This is a genomic window from Nostoc sp. (assembly GCF_036917415.1).
GTDB lineage: Bacteria > Cyanobacteriota > Cyanobacteriia > Cyanobacteriales > Nostocaceae > Nostoc.
This window is the reverse complement of sequence record NZ_JBALDJ010000113.1, coordinates 88445-105325: the sequence shown is the minus strand read 5'-3', so window position 1 is coordinate 105325 and position 16881 is coordinate 88445. Positions and strand designations below refer to the sequence as shown.

The following is a 16881-nucleotide window of genomic DNA, read 5'->3' as shown; positions in this document are numbered from 1 at the left end:
GGTAAAGCTTTGCTTTTAGCCCTGCTTGAGTGTTTTCAAAAGCTAGCTCCCTGGAATCTCGGTTGAGCGTTTCCTGAATCTCTGTTTTGTGAATCATCGTTATCTTTAGGGACTTCCAGAGAATAAATTACCCAATTTATTCAGATGATATTTTTCTTTTCCCCCTGCTCCCTGCTCCCTGCTCCCTGCTCCCTGCTCCCTGCTCCCTGCTCCCTGCTCCCTGCTCCCCTGCCTACACAGCGATTGATTATTTTTTTAATTGGAAGTCCCTTAGGCGATCGCGCCAGCGAGTTATATCAAGTCCGGTTAATCACTTATGATTATCGGCTCTGTGCAAAAATCGGAAAAGTCTCTTTCCCCCTGCTCCCTGCTCCCAGCAAGAACTGCGGTCTAAATGATAAGTCTTTGACCGGACATGATATTAGTTTGCCATTGCTTTGTGTACTTGCTGTGAAAAACTAAGAGCGGCTTTAATTAAATCGGCTCCTTTTTCGCCGATCATAATGGTGGGCGCGTTCGTATTTCCCCCGACTAGAGTTGGCATGATCGATGCATCAACAACCCGCAACCCCGTAACACCGCGTACCCGGAGTTCGGGATCGACAACCGCCATTGGGTCAGTTCCCATTTTGCAGGTGCCGACAGGATGATACCCCGTAACGCAAAATTCCCGGATGTAAACTTCGAGTGCTTCATCGCTAATCACGTCAGCACCAGGACTGATTTCCTCACCTCGAAACCGATCAAAGGCACTTGTATGAAACAATTTACGCATTATTTTAATCCCAGCAACTAGCTTTTGCACATCGGATTGACTTTGTAAAAAGTTCATCCGAATAATTGGTGGGTCTTTGGGGTCAGGCGATCGCAAACTGACACTCCCAATGTTTTGAGGATGAGTCAAACTGACTGTAACAGTGAATCCTAAACCAGAGAGGGTTTGGCCAGGAGATATCCACAGAATGGGACCGAAGAAAAACTGTAAATCTGGCGCGGCATCCAGATTACCTTCGGTATGCAAAAACAATCCGGCTTCAGCGTTACCATTACTCGTAATTGCCGGGTGTAACCCAGCAATTACCTGGGATGCCACAGGATTGGTGATTATCTGGTGTGCTACAGGAACAAGAGAGTGGTCTTGGAGGTTTTGACCGACACCAGGCAAATCAACGACGACAGGAATCCGCATTGCTTGCAGGTGTTCTGCATCGCCAATGCCAGAAAGCATCAGCAGCTTGGGCGAATCGAATGCACCAGCACTTAAAATCACTTCTTTGTTGACCCTGGTTTGGTGCAGCGTTCCCTCGTGCATATATTCCACCCCAACGGTACGGGTTCCCTCAAACAATAACCTCCTCACTAACGCTCCTGTCGTTATTGTTAAATTGGGACGCTTGAGAATTGGCAACAGGAATGCAGCAGCAGCACTGTGACGTTTACCATCCTTGACCGTCAACTGATAAAGTCCCGCACCTGATTGCTGTATCCCATTGAAATCAGGATTGTGGTTGTATCCGATTGCCACGGCTGCTTCTACAAATCGTTGGGATGCCACAGCACTTTCTTGAAGATTGGTGACGCTCAACTCGCCATCAACCCCGTGGTATGCGTCGGCACCGCGTTGCTGGTTCTCAGATTTCTTGAAATAGGGCAATACATCTTGGTAACTCCAACCAGGATTCCCCAATTCCTGCCAGTGGTCATAATCTTGATGATTGCCCCGGATATAAATCATGGAATTAATCGAACTGCTGCCACCCAAGACTTTGCCACGGGGACAAAAGATTTTGCGGTTATTCAGGTACGGTTCTGGTTCAGAGAAATATCCCCAGTCCAGCTCTGAGCCGGGTAGGTTTGGGGATGACAACGGAATTTGAATCTCTGGTTTAGTATCTGGGTTGCCAGCTTCGAGTAATAACACAGTTGTTTCACTATCTTGTGTCATCCGGTTGGCGACAACGCAGCCTGCCGAACCCGCACCAATCACAATATAGTCATATTGAGTCATCACATCCTCGCTTGTAAATTCAACTACTTCAAGAGCTGCAACTTAAAGATTGGTTAAAGCTTGAAATTTATTTCTGCTGAATCTCTGACGCTAATTTTTCTACTTCTTGTGCAAAATTTGGGTCAGATTTCATTATCTCTTGTAAGTAACCAACTACCCGATCTAAATTAGCCCTTGACCCTTTTTCTGCCTCTTGCTTACCTCGAAGCTTGTCCAAATCTTCACTTGCATCGCCTTGTTCCCTCCCTGGCAGGGTCGCTAGATTGTTTTTGCGAATGCAAGCCGATGCATTAACAATGCATCCCAATACATTAGCATTGCAGGTTTGTATTGCCTTTCTTTTATTCGCTACCAATTAATAAAATGCTGTACTAAGCAAACTTTTCTTTAATGATTTGACCTTAGCGCGAAGCCCTAGATGTTACCGATCTTTGCAAATTAGCTAGAGCGCGATTGTAATCCAAAATAGCTGCGACTCGATTACCTTCTGCTCTTGTCAGGTCATTTTCAGCATCAATCACCTCTGTTTGAGTGCCCACACCAGCTTGGAACCTCAACCTTGCTAAATTCAGAGCTTCCCTGGCTTGATTTAAAGCCACACTAGAAGTCTGCACATTATTTAAATTGGATTGCAATTGAGCATAGTACTGTTCTACATCAAAGCGAATTTGGTCGCGTTGGGTAGCAAATTGACTCTCTGCGATCGCAATATCAGCTCTCGACTGATCTGCACGCGCTTTTGCTACTCCCCCATCAAACAATGTTAGATTTCCTTGAATTCCTGCTGAATAGCCATCAGTAATGCTAACACCATCGTTATACCGATCTAGCAGATTGTAGTTGCCGACCAAACTAACTTGCGGCCCTAGCTGTGAAAGTGCCTGTCGTCGCTGTTGCTCGGAAATATTACGTTGTCCCAAATACTGTTGCAACTCTGGACGATTTTGAAACGCTTGGACAATACTTTGTTCTACCGTCTGCGGCCAAAGACCCGCTAACTGTACAGGGTCAGAGGCACTGATATCAACTGACTGCGATAAACTTAACAACGTGGCAAGCTGACGACGGGCAATTTGCTGCTGTGAGATTGCATTAGTCAGTTGTTGTTGGGCGTTTGCTAAATTCACCTGAGCTTGCAGCACATCGAACCGCGTACCTACTCCAGCCTGTTCTCTGGCTTGAGTATCCCGTAAACTAGCCTGGGCATTTATCACAGCAGACTGATTAATTCTGACTTGTTGATCTGCTTGTTGCAAATCGTAGTACTGAGTTGTGGCATTCAAGCTAATTGTCAAAGACTGACTTTCAACATTTAATTGATCTACCCGTAGCTGTTCCTCTGCGGCTCGGATAGTCGCTTGTCGGTTCCCAGAAGTATAGAGATTGTAATTCAGTTGGGCTGAACCATTAAAAGAGGTGTTGTTTTGAGATGAATTCGCTTGAGATGAATTGTTACTAAAACCATTACCACTATTAGTCACGCTACTGTTAAGACCAAGAGTAGGAAACAAGGCAGCTTGAGCCTCGCGAACCACCGAGCGACTGCGTTCTAGCTGTAATATAGCTACCTGTAAGTCTCGATTGTTGCGTTTTGCTAGTTCCAAAGCTTGTGCCAAACTGATTGGCACAGTTCCCTGAATTTTTACTTCTTCTGGTTTAGTCGGAAATTGGAGAGGATTGGGATTGGGATTGAGGCGATCGGGAATTTGTACAGAGCTTGAAGAATTCTGTGCTTTTGGGGGAGTTGCTGCACTTACTAAAGTTGGAAGAAAAATCGCGAACGCGACAGTAACCCAGGCAGAATGCACGAAAAATAAGCTGAAATTCATAATCTAGATATAGTCATTAATTAGGTTTTTTGAGGATATAATCAAAAGTTTTTATTCTGATTGACCTACAGAGATTTAAATCTTAAATTCCTCCTCAAAAGGTTAATCTTAACAAATTAGCCAACAATCAAACCATCCTGAACTCGAATAATCCTTTGGGTTTGAGCAGCGATATCTGGTTCATGAGTGACAATCACAATCGTGATCCCTTGGTCATTAAGTTCAGTCAGTAAACTCATCACCTCATGGGAGGTTTCAGTATCTAAAGCTCCTGTTGGCTCATCTGCCAAAACTAATGCAGGTCGGTTAACCAAAGCACGAGCGATCGCTACTCGTTGCTGTTGTCCGCCAGATAGTTGACTAGGACGGTTAGCTATACGTCCACCTAATCCTACCTTTTCTAAGGCTTCTAATGCTCTTTCGCGGCGTTTTGGCTTAGGCAAGTTAGCGTAAACCATTGGCAACATAACGTTTTCTAATGCTGTCGCCCGCGCCAATAGGTTAAATTGTTGGAACACAAAACCTATTCTTTGGTTGCGGATATACGCTAATTCATCATCATCAAAAGTCGTCAGGTTTCTGCCTTCAAAAATATAGTCTCCAGTTGTCGGACGATCCAGACATCCCAAAATATTCATCAGCGTAGATTTACCCGAACCTGACGCACCCATAATTGAGACATATTCCCCTTCCTCAATGGAGAGTTCAATTCCCTTGAGTATTGGAACACTAACTTCTCCCAAATGATAGGTTTTGGTAATAGATTCCATCCAAATCATTGTTGGCATATTGATTTTTACTTGATAAATTGTTAGTTATTGTTATTAATTTTTAGAGATTATATTGACTCTATAACCTGCGAATAATTAAAATTTAGTCTCCAGGCTATTTGCAAATAAGCTGCAATATTAGTATATAAAATTATCAATAAATAAAATATATTTACCGTAATCAAATACCATAATCACCATCTAATTACAATTGGTAGTTGCGAGCCAAAATATTGTGAATTACCTTCTTTGGCGTTATCAAACTCTATTTCTAGTTGGGAAAAATTCCCATGTGAAAATTGTACTAATTCAAGCTCAATTAGCGTTCTCACTTCAGCAGAAAAGTTTTGAACACCGGGTAAGGTGACTTGTAATGCTGTAATTTCTTTAAATCCAACTTGATGAACTAAAGGAGGTCGCCGTTCTAAGGGTAAATTTCTAGGTTTTTTAGTTGCGGGTGAAATGAAAATCAAGGGTTCTGATAAATTGTCACTATTGGTTGCGATCGGAATAGAAGCTCCTGGTGTCCGATATTTTGCATGGTAATCCCAAGTAGGAAATGGCATTTCTCGTAAATCTGACGCTGTTGACCGGAATGAAATGCCAAAAGGACAAGCCTGTGTTTCTTGCCAACGGCAGCGTGACCACAAACCTGTAGGGCGAACAAGAGGAGACTGGATTTCGTTAGCGTCAAAAAGCCAAAGTAACTCAAGATAAGCATTCTCAAAGAAAAAGCAAACATTTGCAGTCCCTTGGCCTCGATGAATTCTCCGAGTACCTTCTGTGAGTCCAAAAGCAGTTAGCATATCTGCTGGTGGTGCTTCTGGTTCAACACAGACAAAGATATGATCTAGTTCAAGTTGCATATATTCACCTGTTTTCAGAGAAGTGTTTAATTTTTAAATTTTCTTTTTTTGAATTATTTAGTCACTACGTAAAGCATTGATTGGATCTAATTTAGATGCGTTCCGTGCTGGAATTACTCCAGCGATTAAGCCAACAGTTAACGAGAGTGCAAAGCCAGCAACGATCGACAAGAAAGAAATTACAAACGGAAACTTGAAAACGTTTGCAGCCACAAATGCTAATAAAACCCCAGTGACCATCCCAATACCTCCGCCGACAATGGAAATCACGATCGCTTCAGCTAAAAATTGATTGAGAATAGCTGAATTAGTGGCTCCTACGGCTTTGCGAATCCCGATTTCTCGCGTCCGCTCAACCACAGAAACTAGCATAATGTTAGCAATACCAATGCCACCAACCACTAGAGAAATTCCAGCGATCGCTACCACCATGACTGTAAATAAACCCACAATACTAGTAAAGGTACTAACAATATCAGCTTGATTAGTCAGCCGAAAATCATCAGCTTGTGGCGGATAAATGTTATGAAGCAGCCGTAAGAGATTGGTGACTTGAAACTGAGCGGCTTCTAACTGCTCCTGATTCGCGCCTTTGACTAAAATTCCACTTACAGAAACGCCTACCAGGGCATTATTCCCAACTAGTCTCTTCGACATAGTAGTCAGAGGAATAAAAATCTGGTCATCTCGATCCATCGGCCCCTGAGCGCCTTTAGGTTCCATCACCCCAATTACTTCATAAGCCTCTCCCTGAATCCGAATTCTCTCACCGATCGGATTTACACCCTGTCCAAAGAGTGTTTTTTGAACTGTAGGGCCAATAATGGCAAGCTGTGCAGCAGTATCTAGTTCTTCTTGGGTAAAATATCTCCCTTGTTGGGGGTGAGTATTTCTGACTTCTGGGTAGTTCAAATCAGTGCCATAAATGGTTGTTGAGGTGTTCTGTCCTGCATAGACAACTTGGGCAGTCCGTTGGAGATAAGCAGAAACCATCTGTGCTGATGGCGCTTGTGTAGCGATCGCTTTCGCATCTTCCCAAGTCAAGGTACTGCTAGAACCTACTCCTTGACGGACATTCCCGCTTCTTGCCGCACCCGCCAAGATTTGGATCACATCTGTACCCAATGCTTGGATCTGTTGCTCAACTCCTTTTTGTACTCCCTGACCGACAGAAGTAATGGCAATAACTGAAGAAATCCCAATAATCACGCCCAACATAGTTAGACCTGTGCGTAATTTGTTACTCCACAGAGTCTCTGCCGCCATTGTCAAGATTTCCAGCAATGGTACTGTACGGGTATTCTTAGCTTTATAAAAGCCCTTAAATATCTTAAACATAATGTTTTATTTAAAACTAACTTTAAGGGGAACCACCGCCTTGAGAACGACCACCACCGCCAGAACTGCCGCCGGAACGACCTCCGCCGCCACCTGCTCCTCTTCCGCCTCCTCCTCCGGCTCCTCCACCTCCACCTAGACCAGGGAAAACTCCTCCTCTTGGTGTTGATTGCGGACGCGATCCTGGTGGGAAACTGAGCAACACCCTTTCGTCTCCTGTCAATCCAGACTTAACTTCGGTAAAGTTATTCGCGGTGACGCCAGTCTCGATGCGAGTAAACACAGGTCTGTTATTTTTTCCTTGCACAAACACGCCTGTAGCATTTTCTTGGCGTACCACCGAGGCTGTTGGCACTACTAAAACATTTTGAACTTGACCGACTTGAAAATCTACTTCTGCATTCATCCCAGACCGCAGTAGTCTTTCAGGGTCTGAGAGCGATACTCTCACTTCAAAACTGGTGACGTTTTGCTCTACTATTGCTTGGGCAGCAATTTGGCTGACTTTACCTTCAAAGGTTTTTCCTGGGTAGGCATCTGCTTTAATCGAGACTTTTTGGCCAAGGCTGATTTTGGAAATATTTGTTTCCGCTAAATTGGCGACAACTTCATTTGTGGAAGCTAGAGACAAGATTGAAGAAGAAGAAGAAGAAGCTACTTCACTACTGGCAGTCGTGGGTGTCACGAAAGCGCCTGGATCGGCATACTTCTTTGTCACTACACCATCAAAGGGTGCGCGAATAATCGTGTCATTGATTTCGGCTTGGATGTTTTGCAGCGAACCACGAGCCGATGTTACTTGGGCACGAGCGGCATTAATATCTTCTTGGCGCGTTCCGGCTTTCAGGAGTGCCAGAGCTTGCTGTCTCTGCTTCACCACAGCTCGTGCTTGCTCAACATCTTCTGGACGTGACCCGGCTTTTTGCAGAGCCAGTGCTTGCTGTGCTTCATTTACATTCGCTTGGGCGCTGTCGCGATTAGAACGGTTTTGGTTGAGAGTCTGAAGGGAAATACCGCCTGCATTGTAAAGTTGCTGATTGCGAACAAAATCATCTTCTGCTTGGCGAAGGGCGGCTTGAGCGCTTTGCAAGCGTGCCTGTGCTTGGGCAATATCTTGAGAGCGATTACCTGCGATCGCTTTTTGCAGATTCGCTTCGGCTTCGTCTAATGCTCCCTGTGATTGAGCAATATCTTGAGGACGATTACCTGCGATCGCTTTTTGCAAATTCGCCTCGGCTTGTGCCAATTGTCCTTGAGCGGAGGTAAGTTGCCCCCGGAGGTTGGAATCATCCATGTAAGCGACAATCTGTCCTTGTTTGACGATATCTCCTTCTTTCGCCAGCAGGCTTTTCAAGATGCCGGAATTTTTTGGGCTAAGGTTGATTGACCGCTCAGGTTTCACCGTTCCGTTCGCTGAAACTGTGATTGTTAAACTCTGCCTTTCTACAGGTCTTGTCAGTACTCTGCGTCTGGCTTGTTGCTGGGAAACAACGGCTACTTGGTAATAAATTGCATAGCCAATTCCACCCAAAAGGCAAAGAGCAATTAGCCAAGAGAGCCAATTACCTCTGCCTTTTTTTTTCTTTACCTCTGGAACTAAAACTGATGAATCTACGGCATTTGGTGTATCAATTTTCATATCCATTTTGTCTATAAGGAATGGCTACCGAGCTGTTATTCACGGCTAAAACTATAGCCTGGTAGCCTAATACTGACAATGATTTTGAGTTTTTAGTGTTTTAAAGGTTTATTTGCAGTACTAATCCACTAGGAAGTCTGAAGTAATCATCACGCACTCTCACTAACCTCCCAGCAGGAACAATTTCCTGATTGGGAAGAAGAATATCCCCGTTAGGAAGTCTGAAGTAACCTCGATCGCGCAGTCTAACTATGGATCTAGCAGGAATAATTTGCCCATTGGGATATCTGATATCACCATTACCAAGTCTGACTACTCTGCCATTAAATTGGTTGTCACGGTTCCAATTATCCCGATCTCTAGAGTTTCTGACTTCTCTAGAATTGGATCTGCCATCACGATTCCAATTATCCCTGTCTCTATTTCTGATTTCTCTAGAATTGGATCTGCCGTCACGGTTCCAATCATCCCTGTCTCTAGAATTGGATCTGCTGTCGCGATCCCAATCTCGATCGCGATCGCCAACAACATAGACTTTCGTCTGGGCACTTGCAGGCGCAGTCAAGAGAGTAGGAACAACGATCAGGGCAGCAGCAGCTAAGACTATCGATATACGGCTTGGTTTCAACATGGAATTGACTCCTTATTTGTATTAAAGTTCTATTTTGCTGAAGTTTGAATTCAGCAATCTTTAGACAGTTGTTTTTGTTTTGGCATTAAGGTGTTTAATATTTACCTCATCGTATAAATTCATACATAATAATTATTGATCAAAAAGTTGAAACCGATGTATGACGAAAGTCACTAGTAATTCCAGGCTGATGTGTGACCAAAGTCATCAGTTTTTTTAATGGGCATTGGGCATTAATCAATAATTCTTCTTCCCTTGCTCCCCCTGCCTCCTGCCTCCTACCTCCTGCCTTTCTTTGTAAGATTTTGCTACCGCCAACAGCGCAGATCGTTTAAGCTAGCTGAAAGATTCTTTGATTAGTGGCTTAAAGGCGGTAGTGTGCCTAAACATGTTCGTTTGATTTCTCTTTTAATGGTCTGTAGTTTGTGGAGTATGCCAAAAGCCGCTAACGCGCAGGCATTAATACCTCATACACTGCAATTAGATGCAACAAAGTTAGAAAAGCAAGGGTTGAGCTTGGCACAAGAGGCGGCTCAACTAGCTCAGTTTCAACAGGTTGACTTAGCTTTGCCACGAGCGCGGCTGGCTAGTCAACTGGCTCCTGGGAATGATAAAGTGTGGTTGCTGTTAGGTGGATTGCAGTTGCAATCCAAAGAGTTTGATGGGGCGATCGCTAGTCTGAAAAAAGCCCAATCTCTCAACCCTAAAAATGGTGATATTTTGTTTGCTTTGGGTTCAGCGAATTTTCAACAGAAAAATTACCAGGCTGCTGTTGTCAATTATCAAGATGGTTTGAAATTAAAACCCAACGATCCAGAGGGATTATTTGATTTGGGTAATGCTTACTATCTGATGGGTAAATTGCCAGATGCGATCGCACAGTACGATAAAGCCGTTTCCCAAGATAAAAAATTCTGGCCCGCGCTCAACAACATTGGCTTAATCAATTACGAACAGGGTAATATCCCGGAAGCAATTAAGCGATGGCAATCTGCTATAACCCTTGAGAAACAAGCCGCAGAACCTTTATTGGCCTTAGCCGTGGCACTGTATACTAAAGGCGATCGCCAACAAGGACTAACCTTGGGAGAAACTGCACTCCGTATCGATTCGCGCTATGCTAATTTGAATTTCCTCAAAGAAAATCTCTGGGGCGATCGTCTACTGTCTGATACGAAAAAATTCCTAGAATTACCACGTATTCAAGCAGCTATACAGCAACGAGAAAACTCATCATCAGCGCCTACGCCTAGAAAACAGCCTACTCAATAGGAGTGGGGAGCAAAGGAGCAGGGGAGCAGAGGAGCAGGGGAGCAGAGGAGCAGAGGGTAAAGAAGGTAATTTTTTATTCTCCCTATTCCCCATTCCCTATTCCCCACTTGCCTAACAGTACCTTTTCGTAGTACATCTATACTAGATAAATACAGGAATTAGTTGCCCAAAAACATTGGCGGGCAAGTATTCCTGAAATTAAGTCGTTAATTCTCAGTGTTAGTCTGTGGGTAGAAGTGCGATGATTTGGTCAACGAACTGTTGATGGTCAACAACTGGCTTAGAAATGTAGCCATCAGCACCGCTTTGCTTGAGAAAGTTCTCGCGATCGCCTTCCATAGCATGTGCTGTCACCAGAATCACAGGTAAGTTTGCTGTTTTTGGATCGGATTTTAACATTTGTGTAATCTTGATTCCATCAACAGACTTGCCTTGGTAAACACTTCTGGAGAGAGAAACATCCATCAAAATCAGGTCGGCTTCTCCTGATTGGGCAATTTTAATGACTTCTTCGACATTTTCAGTGTGTTTCACACCCAAGCCGCCACGCTTGGACAAAATTTTGGAAAAAACACGAGCATTAATTAGATCGTCTTCGACAATTAAAACAGTTTTCATGAGAATTTTAGTTATAGAGGTGAGGAAATTCAAGAATTCCAGAATACAAAATTAAGAAATGCAATCATGGTAAGTATGATGGCTACTAAGTTTATGTAGATTATACTCGTGTGCATCCTTTTTAATAGTCAATATGCATCTTCGTCATCAAGGATGATACTACTGCTTTTTCTTCTGTGACTATCAAAATTTTGTTATGAATCTCATTTCATCCGTTATGCTGTGGTTGCCGCAGTGTTGAGTTCCATCGGCTTTTTTGTAGTTAAATTTCAGGGAAAAAACTCATGGCAAAACAGTTAAACCTTCTCTCAACGGGACAGGTAATTACAACAGCCCTGCACACCGAGATGCAACGGTCTTATCTAGAATATGCCATGAGCGTGATTGTCGGGCGAGCGCTACCAGACGTGCGTGATGGCTTAAAACCAGTGCATCGGCGCATTTTGTATGCAATGCACGAACTTGGTTTAGTACCAGATAGACCTTATCGAAAATGTGCCCGTGTAGTGGGTGATGTGTTGGGTAAATACCATCCTCACGGCGACCAATCAGTTTACGATGCTTTAGTCAGGCTGGTGCAGGATTTTTCTAGCCGCTATCCCTTGCTGGCAGGACATGGTAACTTTGGCAGCGTCGATAATGACCCGCCAGCAGCGATGCGTTACACAGAAACGCGCCTCGCACCGATCAGCCATGAGGGAATGCTGACAGAAATTGGTGAAGAAACTGTGGAATTTGTCGGTAACTTTGATAATTCCCAGCAAGAACCAACAGTGTTACCTGCTCAGTTGCCATTTTTGTTACTTAATGGCTGTTCTGGGATTGCCGTGGGAATGGCGACAAATGTACCACCCCACAATTTGGGGGAAGTTATCGATGGGTTAATTGCTTTAATCGACAACCCAGATTTGGCAGATGAAAAATTATTTGAGCTAATTCCAGGGCCAGATTTTCCCACTGGTGGGGAAATAGTTGGTGAAGCGGGAATTCGGGAAGCATATACCACAGGTAAAGGTGGAATTCTGCTGCGGGGAGTTGCAACTCTAGAGGAAATTCCAGCCGCGAGAGGAAGCAAGCGACGGACGGCAATTATCATTACAGAATTGCCTTATCAAGTGAATAAAGCTGCCTGGATCGAGAAGGTAGCGGACTTAGTAAATCAAGGACGCTTGCAAGGAATTTCCGATCTTCGGGATGAGAGCGATCGCGAAGGGATGCGGGTGGTAATTGAACTCAAACGCGATACCAATCCCCAAGAAGTTCTCCAGAATTTATATCACCAAACTGCTTTACAAATGACCTTTGGGGCGATTCTCCTGGCAATAGTGGATGGACAACCCCGCCAGTTAAGTTTGCGTCAACTGTTGCAGGAGTTTTTGAGATTCCGAGAAGAGACGCTGAACCGTCGCTACAATTATGAGTTGGGTAAGTCCCAAAGTCGCGTGCATTTGGTAGAAGGTTTGCTGAAAGCGCTGTCTAATTTGGATGAAGTAATTCAAATTTTGCGCCAAGCTCCCGATGGAAGTACGGCAAAAATTAATCTTTGTAGCCAACTGGATTTGAGTGAGGTACAAGGAGATGCAATTCTAGCTATGCCGTTGCGTCGCCTCACTAGTTTAGAACAGCAAAATTTACAGCAGGAATTTGAGCAGTTAAGCGAACAAATTAGATTGTTGGAGCTATTACTAAGCGATCGCCGCGAATTATTGAAGGCGCTGAAAAAAGATTTGCGATCGCTCAAGCGCAAGTACAACGATCCCCGGCGAACGAAAATTGGAGAGGAGCAGAAGTCCAGAGCAGAAGTCCAGAGCAGAGGGGCAGAGGGGCAGAGGAGCAGAGGAGCAGAGGAGGAAGAACTTAAATCTTCTGAACCAGTAGAGGAAGCGATTTTAGAATTTACCCAACGCGGTTATGTCCGCCGCACCCAGCCATCTGGGAGAAAGTCAAAAGCTGAAAATGGTCTACACGATAATGACTTCATTATCCAAACTGTGTTGACTGACACAGGGAAAGACTTGCTAATACTAACTGGTGGCGGCAAAGTATATCCGGTGAATGTAGGAGAAATTCCCCCAACCACTGGACGTTCTCCACGGGGAAAACCTTTAATCACTATGCTCAGTAGTACTGCTCAAGGCACTCAAGAAGCTGTCGTCAGCCGCTTTTTGCTGCCGGAAAATCTCGAAACTAGGCAGATGATTCTCCTAACAAAGCAGGGAAGAATTAAGCGTCTGTCTCTGGGAGAATTCACTAACCTGACTCGGCGCGGCATCACGATTTTGAAGCTTAAAGACGATGATGAATTGTCATTTACCCAATTCACCACTCCAGGGGAGCATCTGATTTTAGCTAGTTCTGGTGGGCGAATGTTGCGCTTTGCAGTCAATGATGAACAATTACCGGTCATGGGACGCACAGCGATGGGTTTACAAGCATTTCGACTATTGAAAAATCAGCAAATGGTTGGCTGTGTCACTGTCGGTAAAGATGACCAATTACTGCTAGTTACTCAAGAGGGATATGCCAAGCGGATGGCTGCGAGTCAGTTAAGAGCGGCTAATCGCGGCGATTTAGGCACGCAAGCACTGAAATTTGCTAGCAAAACTGATAACTTAGCTGGTATGGTTATGGCGATCGCATCTGGCGAAGTAGCTTTAGTAACGAATAAGGAGCGGGTAGTGCGAATACCTGTGGAAACAGTGCCGCTCTTAGGTAGGGATGTCAAAGGTGAAAGCATCCTCCAACTCAGCCGCGATGAAAAAATCATTACTGTTGCCGAAGTGCGATCGTAAATTAGGGTAATGTTCAACTTGCGACAAGCCAACTTGCAGGACTTAGAGGCGCTAATCCAACTGCGTCTCGAACTTCTGCGGGAGGCTGGCGAGATTAAAGGTAATTCTGACATCGCAAATTTAGCAGAAGCGACTCGAAAATATCTTGGCGAAAAAATGCCGTCGGGTGAGTTTTTAGCTTGGGTAGCTGAAGTGGATAGTCAAATTGTTGCCACTAGCGGCTTGGTATTTTTTCAACGACCAACGGCAATCTCTCAGGCTTAGAAGCCTACATTCTGAACGTTTATACAATTCCGATGTGGCGAGGCCAGGGAATTGTAACAGCATTATTAAAGCAAATTATCAGCTTTGTGAGAGCAACTGAAGCAAAACGCCTGTGGCTTCACACTACTGAGGATGGTAAACGTATCTACGAGAAGCTTGGTTTTGTCTCGACTTCAAAAGAAATGGAAATGGTCTGGTACTAACTTAAATTATCAATAAACTTTTTATTTTAAAATGCGATATATATTTAAAATCAAGCAATTTAACTAAATTAGTTGATAATTAATATCAATAGCATAAAATTGTTTATAAAGCTAAAAATCTGGATAACATTTCTTCTACCTCAGTAAATCTCACTGAAGGTTGATGTTTTAGTGTGTACAAATAGCTATTGATATTTATGTCAAGCTCTGGAAACAAAAATATAAAAAATGTTGCTTTTATGAAAATATTTGTTATATTAGTTTACACAAGGCAATAAACCTTAAGAATTAAGTTCGGAGTCCTAACAATGACAAATGCAACCACAACAAAAGTCACTACTCCTGTAATTGAAGATCGTAACGCTTGGCGTTGGGGCTTTACCCCACAAGCAGAAATTTGGAATGGTCGCTTGGCAATGATTGGCTTTTTAGCAGCCGTTTTGGTTGAGCTTTTTTCTGGTCAAGGCTTTCTACATTTTTGGGGCATCCTATAAGTTTTAATATTTAAGATGACCTATAAATAAAAAAACCTGGAGTGCTAATTCACTACCAGGTTTTTTATTTGTTTTGTCAGTTGTCATTTGTCATTTGTTTATTCACTAATGACCAATGACTAATGACTATTGACTAATTACTACCGAATATATTCCTTGAGAACGCTGTTACGATTTGGGTGGCGTAACTTGCGGAGTGCCTTCGCCTCAATTTGACGAATTCGTTCGCGGGTAACGTTGAAAATCTGTCCGATTTCCTCAAGGGTCTTCATCCGACCATCATCCAAGCCGTAACGCAGTCTGAGAACATCCCGTTCGCGTGGGCTGAGACTATCGAGGACTTTTTCGAGGTCTTCGCGCAGAAGATTTTTGGAAACTTGGTCTTCTGGTGTTTCACCATCAGATTCAATAAAATCGCCCAACCGAGAATCTTCTTCTTTACCAATTGGCGTTTCTAATGAAATGGGTAACTGGGCGGATTTAGCAATGAACCGCAACTTCTCAATGGTCATTTCCATGCGAGTAGCGATTTCTTCTTCAGTGGGTTTGCGACCCATTTCTTGAGATAGTAACTTGGTAGTTTTCTTAATCCGAGAAATAGTTTCGTAAAGGTGAACTGGAAGACGAATTGTGCGGGATTGATCTGCGATCGCGCGGGTAATTGCTTGACGAATCCACCATGTAGCGTATGTAGAAAACTTATAACCTTTTTCGTGGTCAAACTTTTCAGCGGCACGAATCAAACCGAGACTGCCTTCTTGAATTAAGTCTTGGAACGACAAACCACGATTCATGTACTTCTTAGCAATTGAAACTACAAGACGGAGGTTAGATTGCACCATCTTGTCTTTCGCCCTGCGACCAACATGGAGGCGATAACGAAAGGCTGGTAGTGGCAGTTGTACTGCTTCTGCCCATTCACTATCTCGAGGATCGCGATCTAATTGCTCACAGAGTCTTTCGCGTACCCTCTCTAATTCCAGCAAATCGGCTATCTTCCGCGCCAATTCAATTTCTTCGTCTGCCCGCAATAGACGAATTCTACCAATTTCTTGCAAGTAAAGCCGAATTGAATCTTCGGTATAGTGCTTTTTCTTGCTTTGTGTCCGACGACGCGATTTAGCGGCTTTTCCAGACTTTGCGTCGTCCTCATCAGACTGAGGCTCTAAAAATTCCTCGTCACCTTCATCTACGATCAGCAAGTCCTCTTCATCGTCTATTAAGAGTTCTTCTAACTCGAGCTCAGGCTGATTCATTATTTCTAGGTCAGGCTGATATATGCTTTCGAGTACGTTGTTAGCCTGGTTCATGCCGCGTTCCTCATGCTCCTTGCAGAATCAATTACTCAAGATGTGTTTAGCGCTCTTTTAAACGAGCCAATTGCCAACCGAAAATAAGCTTTTTGGCAGATTTGCCAGAGATATTTTCGGACGTTTTACACCTCCGGTAGGAGGGTTTTTTACTTTAGTTTAAGCAACTACTAAAGGTGACTTGCTCACTTTAGTAAATGTTATATGTGTTGCTATCACATATTGCTTTCAACTAACTGGTCAAAATAAAGACTCGCCTTTATCAAAAAATTTGCCACTCTATACAAATGAGTTCATACTGTTGGCAGATTTTCGTATAAAGACTCTTCCGATTGTAGCCTGTTTCACAGAAATTGCACTCTTTTTGTGTATTAATCATGAATTCATTAAGCAACTTTTAGCTACTTTCACCAAAAAGACATTGAAAACGGGATTTATACCCTGAAATTTTTTCTCCACTTTTCGGAATTGCAGTGACGCTCTTATTACATTACGAAGTAAGTACGCTTGCTTCTGCCGAATTTCATGTATTTTACACAACATTAATTACTGAGGAAGAGTGCATTTTATCTTAACTCAGACTATTCGTCTTAACCTACTCATTTTTACATTTCCTTCATAAATTAAGCATCCCTTAGACTAAAACGGTTATTGTCCTTGGGTAAATACAACAACGGTGGTGGTGGTTGCCTGAATGCAGTTAACCTTCTGCGTACTAACTACCTTAACTGAGGAGTTGAGGCGGTGGCAGATCGATCCGATTGGAGATCGATTTAGGTTTACTAATTCGGTCTTATTCACACGTTAGCGCACTGTGGCGATTTCAGCCCTATGAAACTTGACAAAC

Annotated in this window: 15 protein-coding genes; 5 read left to right on the top strand and 10 right to left on the bottom strand. The window is 43.5% G+C overall.

Features of this window, described 5'->3' with window-relative positions:
• Window positions 1–421 precede the first annotated feature (421 nt).
• The 8 genes from V7K41_RS25100 to V7K41_RS25065 all read right to left on the bottom strand — a co-directional run bounded on the left by V7K41_RS25100 (window position 422) and on the right by V7K41_RS25065 (window position 9081).
• Window positions 422–2008 (bottom strand): GMC family oxidoreductase, encoded by a 1587-nt coding sequence (locus V7K41_RS25100; RefSeq protein WP_334852586.1) that lies wholly within the window; start codon window positions 2006–2008, stop codon window positions 422–424.
• Window positions 2009–2075: 67 nt separating this feature from the next.
• On the bottom strand, window positions 2076–2363 hold the full coding sequence (locus V7K41_RS25095; protein WP_334852584.1) for a hypothetical protein: 288 nt from the start codon (window positions 2361–2363) through the stop codon (window positions 2076–2078).
• Between the two features lie 46 nt (window positions 2364–2409).
• Window positions 2410–3837 (bottom strand): TolC family protein, encoded by a 1428-nt coding sequence (locus tag V7K41_RS25090; RefSeq protein ID WP_334852582.1) that lies wholly within the window; start codon window positions 3835–3837, stop codon window positions 2410–2412.
• A gap of 116 nt (window positions 3838–3953) precedes the next feature.
• A complete protein-coding gene (locus V7K41_RS25085; RefSeq protein WP_104904902.1) occupies window positions 3954–4625 on the bottom strand; it encodes an ABC transporter ATP-binding protein in 672 nt (223 codons plus the stop codon).
• Between the two features lie 176 nt (window positions 4626–4801).
• A complete protein-coding gene (locus tag V7K41_RS25080; protein ID WP_334852579.1) occupies window positions 4802–5473 on the bottom strand; it encodes a VOC family protein in 672 nt (223 codons plus the stop codon).
• Between the two features lie 57 nt (window positions 5474–5530).
• Entirely contained in the window at window positions 5531–6811 is a 1281-nt protein-coding gene (locus V7K41_RS25075) for an ABC transporter permease (protein ID WP_442943269.1), read from the bottom strand.
• Between the two features lie 22 nt (window positions 6812–6833).
• The gene (locus V7K41_RS25070) at window positions 6834–8450 is read right to left on the bottom strand and encodes an efflux RND transporter periplasmic adaptor subunit (protein ID WP_334852578.1); all 1617 of its coding nucleotides are present in this window, start codon (window positions 8448–8450) and stop codon (window positions 6834–6836) included.
• 100 nt (window positions 8451–8550) lie between these two features.
• On the bottom strand, window positions 8551–9081 hold the full coding sequence (locus V7K41_RS25065; RefSeq protein ID WP_334852576.1) for a hypothetical protein: 531 nt from the start codon (window positions 9079–9081) through the stop codon (window positions 8551–8553).
• A gap of 378 nt (window positions 9082–9459) precedes the next feature.
• Between V7K41_RS25065 and V7K41_RS25060 the strand changes: the two genes are divergently transcribed.
• A complete protein-coding gene (locus V7K41_RS25060) occupies window positions 9460–10353 on the top strand; it encodes a tetratricopeptide repeat protein (RefSeq protein WP_334852574.1) in 894 nt (297 codons plus the stop codon).
• Between the two features lie 219 nt (window positions 10354–10572).
• Here V7K41_RS25060 and V7K41_RS25055 read toward each other — a convergent pair whose 3' ends face one another.
• Window positions 10573–10971 (bottom strand): response regulator, encoded by a 399-nt coding sequence (locus V7K41_RS25055; protein ID WP_069073372.1) that lies wholly within the window; start codon window positions 10969–10971, stop codon window positions 10573–10575.
• A 284-nt stretch (window positions 10972–11255) separates the two neighbouring features.
• On the opposite strand from V7K41_RS25055, the gene gyrA reads away from it, so the two are divergent.
• The 4 genes from gyrA (at window position 11256) to V7K41_RS25035 (ending at window position 14724) form a co-directional block, all read left to right on the top strand.
• Entirely contained in the window at window positions 11256–13763 is a 2508-nt protein-coding gene (gene gyrA, locus V7K41_RS25050) for a DNA gyrase subunit A (protein WP_334852572.1), read from the top strand.
• Window positions 13764–13772: 9 nt separating this feature from the next.
• Window positions 13773–14027, top strand: a complete 255-nt coding sequence (locus V7K41_RS25045) for a hypothetical protein (RefSeq protein WP_334852570.1) — start codon at window positions 13773–13775, stop codon at window positions 14025–14027.
• Complete coding sequence (locus V7K41_RS25040; RefSeq protein ID WP_334852677.1) at window positions 13991–14230, top strand: GNAT family N-acetyltransferase; 240 nt, start codon at window positions 13991–13993, stop codon at window positions 14228–14230. The genes V7K41_RS25045 and V7K41_RS25040 overlap by 37 nt, the downstream gene beginning before the upstream one ends.
• Before the next feature lie 308 nt (window positions 14231–14538).
• Entirely contained in the window at window positions 14539–14724 is a 186-nt protein-coding gene (locus V7K41_RS25035; protein WP_109009401.1) for a chlorophyll a/b-binding protein, read from the top strand.
• A 140-nt stretch (window positions 14725–14864) separates the two neighbouring features.
• Here the strand turns inward: V7K41_RS25035 and rpoD are convergent, their stop codons facing one another.
• Window positions 14865–16034 (bottom strand): RNA polymerase sigma factor RpoD, encoded by a 1170-nt coding sequence (rpoD, locus tag V7K41_RS25030; RefSeq protein ID WP_104904896.1) that lies wholly within the window; start codon window positions 16032–16034, stop codon window positions 14865–14867.
• Window positions 16035–16881 lie beyond the last annotated feature (847 nt).

What these genes read in the sequence shown, in the direction of transcription:
- V7K41_RS25100 (WP_334852586.1), bottom strand. Translation starts at nt 2,008, where the DNA reads ATGACTCAATATGACTATATTGTGATTGGTGCGGGTTCGGCAGGCTGC.
- V7K41_RS25090 (WP_334852582.1), bottom strand. Translation starts at nt 3,837, where the DNA reads ATGAATTTCAGCTTATTTTTCGTGCATTCTGCCTGGGTTACTGTCGCG.
- V7K41_RS25085 (WP_104904902.1), bottom strand. Translation starts at nt 4,625, where the DNA reads ATGCCAACAATGATTTGGATGGAATCTATTACCAAAACCTATCATTTG.
- V7K41_RS25080 (WP_334852579.1), bottom strand. Translation starts at nt 5,473, where the DNA reads ATGCAACTTGAACTAGATCATATCTTTGTCTGTGTTGAACCAGAAGCA.
- V7K41_RS25075 (WP_442943269.1), bottom strand. Translation starts at nt 6,811, where the DNA reads ATGTTTAAGATATTTAAGGGCTTTTATAAAGCTAAGAATACCCGTACA.
- V7K41_RS25070 (WP_334852578.1), bottom strand. Translation starts at nt 8,450, where the DNA reads ATGAAAATTGATACACCAAATGCCGTAGATTCATCAGTTTTAGTTCCA.
- V7K41_RS25065 (WP_334852576.1), bottom strand. Translation starts at nt 9,081, where the DNA reads ATGTTGAAACCAAGCCGTATATCGATAGTCTTAGCTGCTGCTGCCCTG.
- V7K41_RS25055 (WP_069073372.1), bottom strand. Translation starts at nt 10,971, where the DNA reads ATGAAAACTGTTTTAATTGTCGAAGACGATCTAATTAATGCTCGTGTT.
- gyrA (WP_334852572.1), top strand. Translation starts at nt 11,256, where the DNA reads ATGGCAAAACAGTTAAACCTTCTCTCAACGGGACAGGTAATTACAACA.
- V7K41_RS25045 (WP_334852570.1), top strand. Translation starts at nt 13,773, where the DNA reads ATGTTCAACTTGCGACAAGCCAACTTGCAGGACTTAGAGGCGCTAATC.
- V7K41_RS25035 (WP_109009401.1), top strand. Translation starts at nt 14,539, where the DNA reads ATGACAAATGCAACCACAACAAAAGTCACTACTCCTGTAATTGAAGAT.
- rpoD (WP_104904896.1), bottom strand. Translation starts at nt 16,034, where the DNA reads ATGAACCAGGCTAACAACGTACTCGAAAGCATATATCAGCCTGACCTA.